This window comes from Pseudomonas sp. NFACC14 (assembly GCF_900106885.1).
In the GTDB taxonomy this organism is placed as follows: domain Bacteria; phylum Pseudomonadota; class Gammaproteobacteria; order Pseudomonadales; family Pseudomonadaceae; genus Aquipseudomonas; species Aquipseudomonas fluorescens_AA.
On the sequence record NZ_FNOA01000007.1, the window covers coordinates 211910 to 224803 of the forward strand.

Annotated in this window: 12 protein-coding genes; 10 read left to right on the top strand and 2 right to left on the bottom strand. The window is 60.2% G+C overall.

Features of this window, described 5'->3' with window-relative positions:
* Nucleotides 1-28: 28 nt before the first annotated feature.
* Nucleotides 29-787 carry an ABC transporter substrate-binding protein gene (locus tag BLU85_RS13695; protein ID WP_092202947.1) on the bottom strand — a complete coding sequence of 253 codons (759 nt, stop codon included), beginning with the start codon at nucleotides 785-787 and terminating at the stop codon, nucleotides 29-31.
* Between the two features lie 164 nt (nucleotides 788-951).
* Here BLU85_RS13695 and BLU85_RS13700 point away from each other — a divergent pair, with 164 nt between their 5' ends.
* Complete coding sequence (locus BLU85_RS13700) at nucleotides 952-1728, top strand: IclR family transcriptional regulator (protein ID WP_092202945.1); 777 nt, start codon at nucleotides 952-954, stop codon at nucleotides 1726-1728.
* Between the two features lie 252 nt (nucleotides 1729-1980).
* On the opposite strand, the gene BLU85_RS13705 is transcribed toward BLU85_RS13700, so the two are convergent.
* Nucleotides 1981-2946 (bottom strand): LysR family transcriptional regulator, encoded by a 966-nt coding sequence (locus BLU85_RS13705; protein WP_092202943.1) that lies wholly within the window; start codon nucleotides 2944-2946, stop codon nucleotides 1981-1983.
* Nucleotides 2947-3239: 293 nt separating this feature from the next.
* On the opposite strand from BLU85_RS13705, the gene argH reads away from it, so the two are divergent.
* From argH to BLU85_RS13750, 9 genes are all read left to right on the top strand, one after another.
* Entirely contained in the window at nucleotides 3240-4667 is a 1428-nt protein-coding gene (gene argH, locus BLU85_RS13710; RefSeq protein ID WP_092202941.1) for an argininosuccinate lyase, read from the top strand.
* Between the two features lie 72 nt (nucleotides 4668-4739).
* Nucleotides 4740-5618, top strand: coding sequence for an amino acid ABC transporter permease (locus BLU85_RS13715; protein ID WP_060742901.1), 879 nt, complete (start codon nucleotides 4740-4742; stop codon nucleotides 5616-5618).
* A 10-nt stretch (nucleotides 5619-5628) separates the two neighbouring features.
* Nucleotides 5629-6393, top strand: a complete 765-nt coding sequence (locus BLU85_RS13720; RefSeq protein WP_072394591.1) for an amino acid ABC transporter ATP-binding protein — start codon at nucleotides 5629-5631, stop codon at nucleotides 6391-6393.
* A gap of 39 nt (nucleotides 6394-6432) precedes the next feature.
* Complete coding sequence (locus BLU85_RS13725; protein ID WP_092202939.1) at nucleotides 6433-7257, top strand: ABC transporter substrate-binding protein; 825 nt, start codon at nucleotides 6433-6435, stop codon at nucleotides 7255-7257.
* Between the two features lie 143 nt (nucleotides 7258-7400).
* Nucleotides 7401-8243, top strand: coding sequence for a polysaccharide deacetylase family protein (locus BLU85_RS13730; protein ID WP_092202937.1), 843 nt, complete (start codon nucleotides 7401-7403; stop codon nucleotides 8241-8243).
* Nucleotides 8236-9123, top strand: a complete 888-nt coding sequence (locus BLU85_RS13735; RefSeq protein WP_092202935.1) for a polysaccharide deacetylase family protein — start codon at nucleotides 8236-8238, stop codon at nucleotides 9121-9123. Before BLU85_RS13730 ends, BLU85_RS13735 begins: the two co-directional genes overlap by 8 nt.
* Nucleotides 9120-10469: an MmgE/PrpD family protein gene (locus BLU85_RS13740; protein WP_092202933.1), complete on the top strand. Its 1350-nt coding sequence runs from the start codon at nucleotides 9120-9122 to the stop codon at nucleotides 10467-10469. The genes BLU85_RS13735 and BLU85_RS13740 overlap by 4 nt, the downstream gene beginning before the upstream one ends.
* 68 nt (nucleotides 10470-10537) lie before the next feature.
* Entirely contained in the window at nucleotides 10538-11716 is a 1179-nt protein-coding gene (locus BLU85_RS13745; protein WP_092202931.1) for an MFS transporter, read from the top strand.
* 320 nt (nucleotides 11717-12036) lie between these two features.
* A complete protein-coding gene (locus tag BLU85_RS13750) occupies nucleotides 12037-12888 on the top strand; it encodes a sugar phosphate isomerase/epimerase family protein (RefSeq protein ID WP_092202929.1) in 852 nt (283 codons plus the stop codon).
* Nucleotides 12889-12894 lie beyond the last annotated feature (6 nt).

Here is a 12894-nt window from a genome sequence, read left to right on the forward strand (position 1 = left end):
CCGCCACCGCAGGCGGTCGACAAAACCATCAGTTGAGCTTCCACTTCTCGATGATCCGTTCGAGGGAACCATCAGCCTTGATCGCAGCGATGCCTTTGTTGACCTGCTCCAGTGTTGCGTTGTCGCCCTTGCGCACGATCAGGCAAACGTCCCCCATCACCACCGGCTGATAGCTCTGTACCAGGTGCACCTTGTTCTGGGTGCCCTGGGCCAATTGATAGGCGACGATCGGGCGATCGGCGAAACCCGCCTTGATACGGCCGAGGGCCAGGTCGCGCATCAGATCGGGGATCGAGTCATAGCCACGGACTTCCTTGAAGACACCACGCTTGTTCAACTCATCGATGAACACGGTGCCGACCTGGGCGCCGACAACTTCGCCGGCAAAATCCTCCATGCGGGTGTACGCGGTCGGGTCATCGGACTTGACGATCAGCCCCTCGCCATAGGTGAAGACCGGATCGGAATACTGCACCACCTTTTCCCGCGCCGGCGTCCGGAGCATGGCGGCAGAAATCAGGTCGATCTTGTTTGACGTCAGTGACGGGATCAGCGAAGCGAAGGTGGTCTGCTGGATCTCCACCTCGAAGCCACCCGCCTTGGCCACCGCCTGCGCGGCGTCGATCATCATGCCCTGGATACTCTGGCTCTTGACGTCGAGAAAGGTGAAGGGAATCCCCGTTGCGGTTGCACCGACCTTGTAGACAGGCTCGGCGACGGCGTTGGCTGAAGCGATGCCAGCAGCCAGGGCAACAACGAACGTGAGTGCACGAAAGCGAGTAAGCATGGCGTATCTCCCATTGGACGCTTTTATTGTCTTAAGTCCGGTAAGGGTTGCCCCATATGGATGGCAGGAGGCTCAAAATGACTGTAAAGCGATTTACAAAAATCGTAAAGAGATTTATAAGTATCGGATATCGATATTTAAAGCACGGAATATAAGGATTTTCCATGAGCGATACCCCTCATCCGCTGTTCAATCAGTCATTGGAAAAAGGCCTGGCGGTGCTGCGGGCGTTCAACGCAGCCCGGCGCACCATGAACCTGGCGGATATCGCGCAAGCCGCAGAGATCAATAAAAGCTCGGCGCAACGTATGATCCATACCCTCGAAGAGCTGGGTTATGTGCGCAAGCATCCACAGACCAAGCGCTTCCAGTTGACCCCGAAGGTCATGGAGATCGGCTACAACTACCTGGCCGCCGACACACTGGTGGACGTGGCCAACCCGTTCCTTGCCGAGTTGGCACAGGCTACCGGGGAGACGACCAACCTGACCGAACCCGACGGGCTGGACATGGTGTACGTGGCACGCTTCGTGGCGCCGAAATTCATCCCTATCCACATGCCCATCGGCAGCCGGATCCCGATGTACTGCACCGGTTCCGGGCGGGCGTTCCTGAGCGCCCTGCCCGACGACGAACTCGTTGCCGCACTGCAAGCCAGCGAGCGCACACGCCATACCCAGTACACCCTGACCGCGGTCGACGACATCATCGAGCAGATCGAGACCACTCGGCACAGGGGCTACGCCACGAACAAGGAAGAGTTGTTCCTGGGCGACATGTCCATTGCCGCGCCGATCATTGGCAGCCAGGGCCTGCCGGTCGCAGCCGTCCATGTGGTGGTGCCCACGAGTCGCTGGAGCATGGAGGAAGCCGAGCGCAAGCTGGCGCCTGCGGTGATCGAATGTGCACGGGCGATTCGCTCGTCAATACGAACCCTTTAGCAGATTGATCCCATGAACAGCCACCGTTTCCCTTGCACAAATCCAATTATTACCGCCGTCACTTAGAGGGTGGGACTGCGCATACTGGACGGGGTGATTGAACCCTCGGATAGTTCAACTGAGTGCCTTTCCAACGGAACACGCCGGAACAGGTCGCGGTGTTTGAACGAAAACAGCGCCAACGGTTTGATGGTGCAACTTACCTATCACTCCGGTTACCGCCAAGGTTCGTGAGTGACGACCCCATAAACATCAAAGCGGAGCCTTCAGATCCACCCCCAACGCCTGGGCAAAGGCCTTGACCAAGGGGCTGCGCACAGTGTTGTGACGCAGTATCAGACTGAATGGCGTGACGATATTGATCAGGTCCGGACACACTGCGCGAAACTCTCCCCGCGCCACCATCGATGCGGCGTAATGCTGAGGCAGGAACCCGAGGAAACGCCCCGTCTTGATCAGCAACGCCACAGCTTCCACCTGGGTGGCTGAGGCGGAGAAGCGGTCGTAGTGCGCAAATTTCAGTTTGTCGCGATGAATCGCGTAGCGATGGTTGACGCACTCATACTCCTTGAGCACATGTTCCCCCATGTCCGCGTCCGCCATGGAGAACAGCGGATGACCGAGTCCGCAATAGACCTGCGAACGTTCTTCATAGAGTTCGTAGTAATCGAACTCTTCGCGTTTTTGATAAATCGGTACGATCCCCGCCACCAACCGCCCTTCGACGACACCTCTTTCGACTTCATCGAGTTGCGAAGCCTGAAGTTGAAACCTGACCTTGGGCGACTGTTCATTAATTTGCCTGAGCGCAGCAACTAACGGGGAATTATCATCCGAAATAGTATTATCAATAACCCCCACACCAAGATCACCTACAAGTTCGTTCTGCGCTGAACTAAGGCGATCACGAAAGTTATCGACCGAGGCAAATAAGTCTATCGACGCCTGATACACCAGGCGCCCTTCTTCCGTCAGATGAAAGCCCTCGCGCCCGCGCGTGCAAAGGCGCATCCCGATACGGATTTCCAAGTCGGAAATCTGTTTGCTGATGGCCGCCAGCCCCACATTCAGTTCATTCTGTGCGGCACTAAAGCCTCCCGCCTCGACCACGGCCTTGAACACTTTGAGCAATTTGAAGTCCAGCCCGCTGAGGGCCAACGGTGCCCTTTGCGGGGTTCTCGGCGGCGGGTTTCCGGAATTGGAAAGTGGGGTTTCCATAATGCTTATTTACCTCTGGCGCTCTATTCAACAACCTGTGTCCAACAACAAAAACAAGCTGGCCCAATAATAATGAACACAGAAAACCAAGCTTGGCAACCGACAATAAATTCCGAACATCAGCGCCAAAACGCTGGTCGCGAAACATCAAAAGCTGACAGTTCGATCAGCACTCGCACCGATGCAACTGCCCTCTTGAAAACTGCTCTGGCCTGACTGCGCTCGCTGATTTCGTAGCGACGCCGTGGCCTCGAGTGCCCGTTTCAGTTCGCGTAACCGACGAGGAAAAAACAATGTCTCAAACCACCGACCGACTCTGGGGTGCTCGCTTCAAATGCGGCCCTTCCGAAGCCTTGGCGGCCCTGTCCCGTTGCCCTGAGCGCTACTTCCGGCTCACCCCGTACGACCTCGCCGGCTCCAAGGCCCATGCCCGGGAATTGCAGCGCGCCGGACTGCTGACCGAACAAGAAGCCCAGACCATGCTCGACGCCCTGGAACGCATCGGCGCGGACTATCGTGCCGGCAGCATCGCCCCGACCCTGGATGATGAAGACGTCCACACGTTCATCGAGCGCCTGCTGACCGAACGGCTTGGCGCTCTGGGTGGCAAGCTGCGGGCCGGCCGTTCGCGCAACGACCAGACCGCCAACGATCTGCGGCTGTTCCTGCGTGACCACGTACGCACCGTGGCCGTTGAAGTGTTGGGCCTGCAGCAGGCGCTGGTGGAACAGGCCGAGCAACACATCGACAGCATCTGCCCCGGCTTCACCCATCTGCAGCAGGCGCAACCGATCGTGTTCGCTCACCACCTGCTGGCCCACGCCCAGTCGATGCTGCGCGACGTACAGCGGTTGGTGGACTGGGACGCACGCACGTCGCTGTCACCACTCGGTGCGGCGGCCATGGCGGGCTCGGCGATCGCTCGCCTACCTCAGCAGTCGGCAAAGGAAATGGGCTACAGCGGCGTCTGCGAAAACTCCATCGACGCCGTGGCCAGCCGCGATCACGTCGCCGAGTTTCTGTTCATCGCCAGCATGCTCGGCATCAATATCTCGCGCCTTGCCGAAGAGTTCTGCCTGTGGTCGTCGCGGCAATTTCGCTGGGTCGAACTGGACGATGCCTACGCCACCGGCAGCTCGATCATGCCGCAGAAGAAGAATCCGGACATCGCCGAACTGGCGCGAGGCAAGGCCGGTCGCCTGATCGGCAACCTGACCGGCCTGCTCTCCACGCTTAAATCCTTGCCACTGTCCTACAACCGTGACTTGAGCGAAGACAAGCACGGTGTGCTCGACAGCGTCGACACGCTGCTACTGGTGCTGCCCGCCATGGCGGGCATGGTGGCAACCATGAAAGTCAACGTCGAGGAATTGCGCCGCCAGGCACCGCTGGGCTTCACCCTCGCCACCGAAGTTGCCGATTGGCTGGCGATGCGCGGCGTGCCGTTCAAGGAAGCTCACGAAATCACCGGTGCGTTGGTCCAGGCGTGCGAGAAACACGACCTCGAACTGTGGGAGGCCTCCCCCGCTCTGCTGGCGGAAATCGACCCGCGCCTCATCCCAGAAGTACGCGAAAGCCTGACCCTCGAAGCCGCCATCGCTGCACGCAATGGCTGGGGCGGGACGGCGCCACAACAGGTACGCGAACAGATCGGACGCTTGAAAACCGCCCTCGCCGCCCAGCAGCAATGGACCGAGGACTATCAGGGCTTTCGCCTCTGAGCAACACACCGAACTGCGGGAGCGAGCTTGCTCCCACAGCGATAGCGCCGAAACCGAGTACGGAGAAACAACATGAGCCAGACACAGGCAGAACGACTCCAGGCGGAGCGCAAGCTGGCGGAAAACCAGTTTGACATTACCCAGTACGATCATGTGCCTCGGCGCTACTACGGGCGGATCTTCTTCGCCACGCTGATCGTCATCGCCCTTGTTGGCCTGGTGCGCGCCTTCGCCGAAGGCAAGATCGAATGGTCGTACATCGGCCAGTTCCTGACCTCCGAGGCGATCATGTGGGGCTTGCTCAACACCATCGTCATGGCCGTATTGGCCATGGCGCTGGGCATCGTGTTCGGCGTGATCACCGCGATCATGCGCATGTCGGCCAACCCGATCCTGCGCTATGTGGCCGTGACCTATACTTGGCTGTTTCGCGGCACGCCGCTGATTCTGCAACTGCTCCTGTGGTTCAACCTGGCGCTGATCTTCCCCACCATCGGCATTCCCGGCCTGTTCGAAATGGACACCGTGAGCCTGATGACCCCGTTCGCGGCGGCCTTGCTGGGCTTGAGCATCAACCAGGGCGCCTACACCGCCGAAGTGGTGCGCGCCGGCCTGCTCTCGGTGGACACCGGGCAATACGAGGCTGCCAAATCCATCGGCATGCCACGCCTGCAAGCGCTGCGCCGGATCATCCTGCCCCAGGCCATGCGGATCATTATTCCGCCGGTCGGCAACGAGTTCATCGGCATGGTGAAGATGACCTCGCTGGCGAGCGTCATCCAATACTCGGAATTGCTCTACAACGCCCAGAACATCTACTACGCCAACGCCCGCGTGATGGAGCTGCTGATCGTCGCCGGCATCTGGTACCTGGCCACCGTCACCGTCCTGTCCTTTGGTCAGAGTCGCCTGGAGCGTCGTTTCGCCCGCGGCGCCGGCAAGCGTTCCTGAGGAGTTCCCCATGAGAAGCATCGTCAAGGCCGTGAGCCTGAATAAATATTACGACCAGTTCCACGCGCTCAAGGACATCAACATCGAAGTCGAGCAAGGCGAAGTGCTGTGCATCATCGGCCCGTCCGGCTCGGGAAAAAGCACCTTGCTGCGCTGCGTCAACCAGTTGGAAAAAATCGACAAGGGCGGCCTGTGGGTCGACGGCGAACTGGTGGGTTACCGGATCGTCGGCAACAAGCTGCACGAACTCAACGAAACCCAGATCGCCCGCCAGCGGCTGTCCACCGGCATGGTGTTTCAACGGTTCAACCTGTTCCCCCACATGACCGTGTTGCAGAACATCATCGAAGGACCGTGCCAGGTGCTCAAGCGCTCCCCCAAAGAGGCGAATGAGGAGGCCCTGGAACTGCTCGCCCGTGTTGGCCTGGCGGACAAGTGCAACAGCTACCCGATCGAGCTTTCGGGCGGCCAGCAGCAACGCGTGGCCATCGCTCGTGCATTGGCCATGCGCCCCAAGCTGATGCTGTTCGATGAACCCACTTCGGCACTCGACCCGGAACTGGTCGGTGAGGTGCTGTCGGTGATGCGCGATCTTGCGCAGACCGGCATGACCATGATCGTCGTCACCCATGAACTGGGCTTCGCTCGCGAAGTTTCCAATCGCATGGTGTTCATGGACGGCGGGCAGATCGTGGAGGCTGGAAGCCCCGAAGAAATACTAATAAGTCCGCAAAACCCTCGCACCCAAAGCTTCATTTCTGCCGTTCGAACCTAAGCGTCCGTTGACGCTCACAACACTCATAAGAGAACGACCATGAAGAACTTTTTTATTCCCGCAGTACTCGCAAGCGTCATGGCATCCAGCCTCACCTTCGCGGCCGAACTGCCGGCAAGCATCAAGGCCAAGGGCGAAATCGTCGTGGCGATCATGCCGAACTACCCGCCGATGGACTTCAAGGACCCGGCCACCAACACCCTCACCGGCTTTGACTATGACCTGGGCAATGCCCTGGCCGAGCGCCTGGGTGTGAAGATCAAATGGCAGGAAACCGGCTTCGAACAAATGATCAACGCCCTGACCACCGACCGCGTGGACATGGTGCTGTCGGGCATGACCGACACTGTCGAACGCCAGGCCAGCGTGACCTTCATCGACTACTTCACCAGTGGTCCGCAGTTCTACACCCTGCAGAAAAACAAGGACATCAACGAGACTCTCGACCTTTGCGGCAAGAAAGTCGGCACCAGCCGCCGCACCAACTTTCCAACGGAAATCGCCGAGTGGAGCAAGGCCAACTGTGAAGCCGCCGGCAAGCCGGGGATCAACGTGGTCGGCACCGAAGGCTCGGCCGATGCCCGGGCGCAACTGCGCCAGAGCCGCATCGATGCAGCCATGCAGGGCAGCGAAACCCTGCCTTACCTCAAGACCCAGGAAAAGGACATGTACAAGACCGTGGGCCTGCCGATCTCCGAGCAGTACACCGGCATGGGCGTGAGCAAGAAGAAGCCTGAGCTCAGTGAAGCGGTGAAGGTCGCGCTGCAAAGCATGATCGATGACGGCAGCTACCAGGCGATCCTGAAGAAATGGGATCTGGAACTGGGGGCACTCAAGACCGCGACCATCAACGCCGGAAAGTGATCCCACAGGCCATTTGATTCCGATGTGGCAACGGGCTTGCTCGCGAGTGGTTCAACGTCAATGTTGCCTGACTCGATGCCATCGCGAGCAAGCCCGCGTCCACAAAAGGTCTGGTGTCCACGAATAAAGATGGAGCACTACCGATGCCCTCCTCACCTACCTGGCCCGCGCCGCACAAGGCTTGCCTGGCCCTCGCCTTCGATCTCGATGGCCCGACCGGTGACGCCATGCTCAACGGCTCGATCTGGCGCAAACCCGAATACTTCGGGTTCGGCGGCTATGGCCCTTACCGGGCCCTGCCGCGCCTGCTCGATCTGCTCGAAGAGTTCCGGATCCCGACGACATTCTTCGTTCCCGCCTGGGTCGTGGAGAACTGGCCGAGACAATGCCAGGCGATTGTCGAGCGTGGGCATGAAGTGGCGTATCACGGCTACAAACACGAATCCTTTTATGCCCTGACACTGGATCGGCAAAAGGAGGTGATGCAGATCTCCCGCGAGGTGTTCTGGAATCACCTGCACATCCGCGCCGAAGGCTTTCGCACGCCGTCCGGCGACTGGCGCGCCGAAACCCCGGCCATGCTGGTGGAAGCCGGCGTGACCTATTCCAGCAGCATGCGCGGCGATGACCGACCGTACCTGGTGGACGTAGCGGGTTTCGATACGCCGCTGGTGGAAATCCCAGGCCGATGGGAAATGGACGATTACGCCTCCCTCGCCTACACCCGCGCGCCGAACTTTCCTTCCGGGTTGGACCGTACGGCCAGTTACGCGCTGACCCTGGACAACTGGTGCCGCGAATATGACGGCGCGATGGACGAAGGGTTGTGCCTGACCACCCTCTTCCACCCAAAGATCATTGGTAAGCCGGGACGCATCCTGCTGCTGGAACAGCTTTTCGAACACATGCGTCGGCGCGATGACGTGTGGTTCGCCACCTGCCGCGACGTCGCCCACTTCTGGTTGAAGGAGCACCACCATGGCTGATTCCTCCATCTGGCCGGAAGGCTATCGCTGCGCTGTGGTACTGACCATCGATTACAACGACATCCATGGCATCCTCACGCAAGCCCCGGAAGTTGCCGGGCGTGACAAAACCTTGTCGGTATGGCGCTACGGTACCCAACGCGGCGTGGCACGCTTGCTCGGCCTGTTCAAGGAACTCGGGGTCTGCAGCAGTTGGTTCGTCCCCGGCATCGTTGCCGAGGAAAACCCAGCGCTCATCCAGGCGATCCAGGACGACGGTCATGAGATCGCCTGCGCCGGCTACCGTCATCAAGATTACGACGCGCTAGACCTGGTCGCCCAGATCGATGATGTCGCCAAAGGCTGCGAGACCCTGGGCAGGCTGACCGGCAAGCGCCCGCTCGGCTTTCGAATCCCGGCGGGCAATGGCGCGCCGGGATTCATCGGCGCATTGAAGGACCAAGGCATCCGCTGGTCCTCGTCATGGCGTGGCGATGACTTGCCATTCGCTCACCCGACGGCGCCCGCTGTCATTGAAGTGCCGCTGCATTATGAGCTGGAAGACGAGCCTTACTTCGCCTTCAACTTGAGCCCGGCGGTGCCACCGGCACAATCACGGATCGCCTCCTACAGCCACACCCTGGGCAACCTGCAAATGGATTTCGCCGGGTTTCACCGATTCGGCCTGTGCTACGTGCTTCGCCTGCACCCGGAAATCATCGCCACGCCGGGACGGATAGGCGTGTTGCGCGAGCTGATCGAGGGCATTCAACAGCACGATGACGTGTGGATCGCCACCGGCGCCGAGGTCGCGCAATGGTGGGCAGACAGCGCGGCGCCGGTGGCCGAGGATCATCCCGCATCGGTGTACGAGCGCCATTACCGGGATTACGTCTCATGAGCGAACGTTTGCAACGGTTGGCGCAATTCTGTGTCGATCTGCGGTTTGAAGATCTATCGCCTGCGTTGGTAGCCCAAGCCAAGCGACACATTCTCGATACGTTCGGCGCAACGTTGGCCGGCGCCGAGAGCGATATCGCCAAGCAGGCACACAAGGTGTTCGCCGCTGAAGCGGGCGAGGTACCGGTGTGGGGAACCGATCTGCAGGTCGGCGCGGGCCCGGCAGCGATGCTGAACGGTATCGCCGCCCATGCGCTGGAGCTGGACGACACCGGCGGTTGCGATCACTCCGGGGCCGTCGTGCTGCCAGCGGCGATGGCGGCGGTTTCGCTGCGCGCACGGCCCGTGAGTGGTCGTGAATTCATCAGCGCCGTCGTGATCGGCTATGAGGTTGGTCGCCGAGTGCTCGAAGCCTGCGGCGGCTATAGCGCCCACAATGGTGCCGGTTGGCACTCCACCGCGACCTGTGGGGTGTTCGGCGCAGCCGCCGCCAGCGCGCGCATCCTGGGCCTGGATACCCGGCAAACCCTGGCGACACTGGGCATTGCCGGCAGCTTCAGCGGTGGCCTGTGGGCCTTCATTCACGACGGCTCGCACAGCAAGAAACTGCACAGCGGGCGCGCCGCAGAAGGGGGGCTGTTGGCTGCGCGGTTCTCCCAACAGGGCATCAGCGGGCCGATGCAATTATTCGATGACGTCTGGGGTGGCTTCCTGAACACCCTCGCCCCAGCGACTTCGAGGCCCGAAGCGCTGGATGCGGAGCTCGGCGTGAACTGGAAGCTCGCTCGCTGCTCGATCAAACCCCACGCCTCCTGTCGTGGCACCCATTCGGCCATCGATGCCCTCGGCCAGCTGTTGGAGCAGTTGAAGGTACCCGTCGACCAGGTCGAAAACGTGCACGTTCGGCTGAGCGGTTTTCTTCACGGCATGTGTGGCGGCCGGGATATCACCCGCCTCGCAGCCGCGCAAATGAGCCTGCCGTATGCCCTCGCCGCGCGGTTGGTGCATGGGCATTGCCGACTGCACGCTTATGATGACCGGCAACGCAACGATCCGCTGCTGATTCAGTGCATGTCGCGCATCCAGCTTGAAGTGGACCCGCGACTGGATGAGGATGGCGAGCCTGTGGTGACCCTGCGGACCTTGGACGGCCGGCAGGCAAGCCTGTGTGTGGAAGTGCCCTTGGGAGCGCCGGGCAATCCACTTGCCGATGAGGCCCTGGATGAGAAGTTCTTCAGTTTGACGACGCGGGTCATGCCGCAGGAACGGGCTGCGGAACTGCTGAAGCAACTGCGACGCATGGAAGACCTGGAATCGATACGTACGCTGGAACGGTGGCTGGGTTGATCAGGTATTGACGGCTCGGGCGTCATCGCGGTGTACGCCAACAATCTGAATAAGGACATTTGCCCCCCGTGGCCACTTACTCTCTCGTTATTCGACGTTTGATGATCGTTTCGCTGACCATCGTGGTCAGCCGCGCCATTACCAGCCCATTGCTCACGCTGTTCCTGAGCAACAAGCTGGGCCTCAATCAACAAGATGTCGGCTTGCTGCTGGGCATCGCGGTGTTCATCGCCACCCTGCTGGCCTTGTACGGCGGCTACATCATCGATCGCCTGGAAAAGCGCCGGCTGCTGATCCTGGCGATGCTCTCCAGCGCCGTGGGTTTCGTCCTGCTGACCTTTGCCGAAAACCTCTACCTGACCACCCTGACCGTGGTGATCACCGAGACCGCGTCGGCCCTGTTTCTGATCGGTTCCAAAGCGATCCTCAGCGAAAACCTGCCCATCGGCCAGCGCGCCAAAGCGTTTTCCCTGCGCTACACCCTGACCAACATCGGCTACGCCACCGGCCCCATGCTCGGCGTGGTGATTGCGGGGGTCTACCCGATCGCGCCATTCCTGATCGCCGCAGGCATCGCGTTCTCCAGCATCTTTCTGATGACGGGAATCCCCGGCGATGGAACGCCGACAGCGGCCATGGGCCCACCGCCCAGTTTTCTCAAGACCCTGAAGACCCTGAAAAACGACCGTACCCTGATCATGTTCACCTGCGGCTGCCTGCTCAGCACCGTGGTGCACGGGCGTTTCACGCTGTATCTGTCGCAATACCTGCTGGTCACCCACGACCCCAAGCGTGCACTGGAGATCATGGCCGCCCTGCTCGCCTGCAACGCCATCACTGTCATCCTGCTGCAATACCAGATCGGCCGGTTCCTCGATCGCGAGAAGCTGCGCTACTGGATCGCTGCGGGCACCAGCCTGTTCATTCTTGGCCTGATCGGATTCAGCCTGGCGGACGACATGCTGAGTTGGTGCGTGGCGATGTTCATTTTCACGCTCGGTGAAATGATCATCTACCCGGCCGAATTTCTCTTCGTCGATACCCTGGCCCCGGAAGAACTGCGCGGCAGCTACTACGGCGCCCAAAACCTGGCCGCCCTCGGCGGCGCCCTGAGCCCGGTGATCTGCGGGTACCTGCTGATACAAACCCCGGCACCGACGATGTTCTATGCCTTGAGCGCCTTGACTGCGATGGGTGGGCTGCTGTGTTTCATGAGCGGGCGTCGGGTGGCGGTGGTGCGGAAGTAATTCATGGAACGGCATCCTTGCTGCAAGATGCCTCGGCGGCGTGGTCAACGCGCCAGGTTCCAAAGCACCGGATCGATAACTGTCGATCACGGCCGCAACCAGTGATCAATAGTTTAGAAATCTCTGAACTATCTTTTTGCGCTTCCCTATTCTTCCCGCCAACCGCCCCTCCCTACTATTGACGGCAACAAAGGAGCCTTTCCATAGAGATGCGGCCCGAAGATTGCTTTTTCTGATTGTCACTGCCGTTCGTTGTGCGTTTCGGTTCGCGCCGCAACGTCGCCGTGTCAATCATGCGAAGGAACCTTTGGAGCAGATCGATGAAGTTGGAAATATTCCGAACGTTGTGGGGCTACACCGCGAGCAAGGCACAAGCGCTCGACGAGCTGCTTGAAGCCGGGTTCGATGGCATGGAAGCCCGCCTGCCCATGACCGCCAGTGAACGTGCCGAGTTCGCAGCCTTTCTACGCATCAACAAAGTCAGCTATATCAGCACCGTCTTCAGCGCCTACGACGTTCTGCCGGAACAGTCGGCAACCGTCGACGAACACCTTCTGGACCTCGACAAGAAACTCGGCTGGGCGGCTGAGTTGGCGCCGCGCTTCATCAATCTGCTAGCTGGCAACGACCGCTGGCCACTGGCACAGCAAGTCGACTTCTTTGGCCGAGCGATGGACCTCGCGCGCAAGCATGGCCAGGTGTGCGCCTTCGAGACCCATCGCGCTCGCTCGTTATTCAACCCCTGGGTCACCCTCGAGTTGATTCGTCAACTGCCCGACCTGCGCTTCACCAGCGACATCAGTCATTGGATCGTCACCTGCGAGCGCCTGCTCAACGATCCGGAAGACGACCTCAGCGCTTTCGTCGAGCGTGTTCACCATATCCAGGCCCGAGTCGGTTATGACCAGGGACCGCAGGTTCCCCACCCCGCCGCCCCCGAGTACAGCCAGGCACTTGCCTTCCATCAACAACATTGGGAGGCCATCTGGCGCTCCCAGGAAAAACGCGGGTATCAGGTCAGCACGCTGACACCGGAGTTCGGCGCCGACGGCTATCTGCATCACCTGCCCTTCACCAACGTGCCGGTGGCTGATCTGTGGTCGCTGAACGTGTGGATGGCAAACACCGAGCGCGAGCATTTTCGGCGTTTCGCCTGCACCTCAACCCGATAAGGAGTG

Excerpts from the sequence above, each read along its gene's own strand:
- BLU85_RS13715 (WP_060742901.1), top strand. The coding sequence starts at position 4,740 with ATGAGCCAGACACAGGCAGAACGACTCCAGGCGGAGCGCAAGCTGGCG.
- BLU85_RS13740 (WP_092202933.1), top strand. The coding sequence starts at position 9,120 with ATGAGCGAACGTTTGCAACGGTTGGCGCAATTCTGTGTCGATCTGCGG.
- BLU85_RS13730 (WP_092202937.1), top strand. The coding sequence starts at position 7,401 with ATGCCCTCCTCACCTACCTGGCCCGCGCCGCACAAGGCTTGCCTGGCC.
- BLU85_RS13700 (WP_092202945.1), top strand. The coding sequence starts at position 952 with ATGAGCGATACCCCTCATCCGCTGTTCAATCAGTCATTGGAAAAAGGC.
- BLU85_RS13750 (WP_092202929.1), top strand. The coding sequence starts at position 12,037 with ATGAAGTTGGAAATATTCCGAACGTTGTGGGGCTACACCGCGAGCAAG.
- BLU85_RS13705 (WP_092202943.1), bottom strand. The coding sequence starts at position 2,946 with ATGGAAACCCCACTTTCCAATTCCGGAAACCCGCCGCCGAGAACCCCG.
- BLU85_RS13735 (WP_092202935.1), top strand. The coding sequence starts at position 8,236 with ATGGCTGATTCCTCCATCTGGCCGGAAGGCTATCGCTGCGCTGTGGTA.
- argH (WP_092202941.1), top strand. The coding sequence starts at position 3,240 with ATGTCTCAAACCACCGACCGACTCTGGGGTGCTCGCTTCAAATGCGGC.
- BLU85_RS13725 (WP_092202939.1), top strand. The coding sequence starts at position 6,433 with ATGAAGAACTTTTTTATTCCCGCAGTACTCGCAAGCGTCATGGCATCC.
- BLU85_RS13695 (WP_092202947.1), bottom strand. The coding sequence starts at position 787 with ATGCTTACTCGCTTTCGTGCACTCACGTTCGTTGTTGCCCTGGCTGCT.
- BLU85_RS13720 (WP_072394591.1), top strand. The coding sequence starts at position 5,629 with ATGAGAAGCATCGTCAAGGCCGTGAGCCTGAATAAATATTACGACCAG.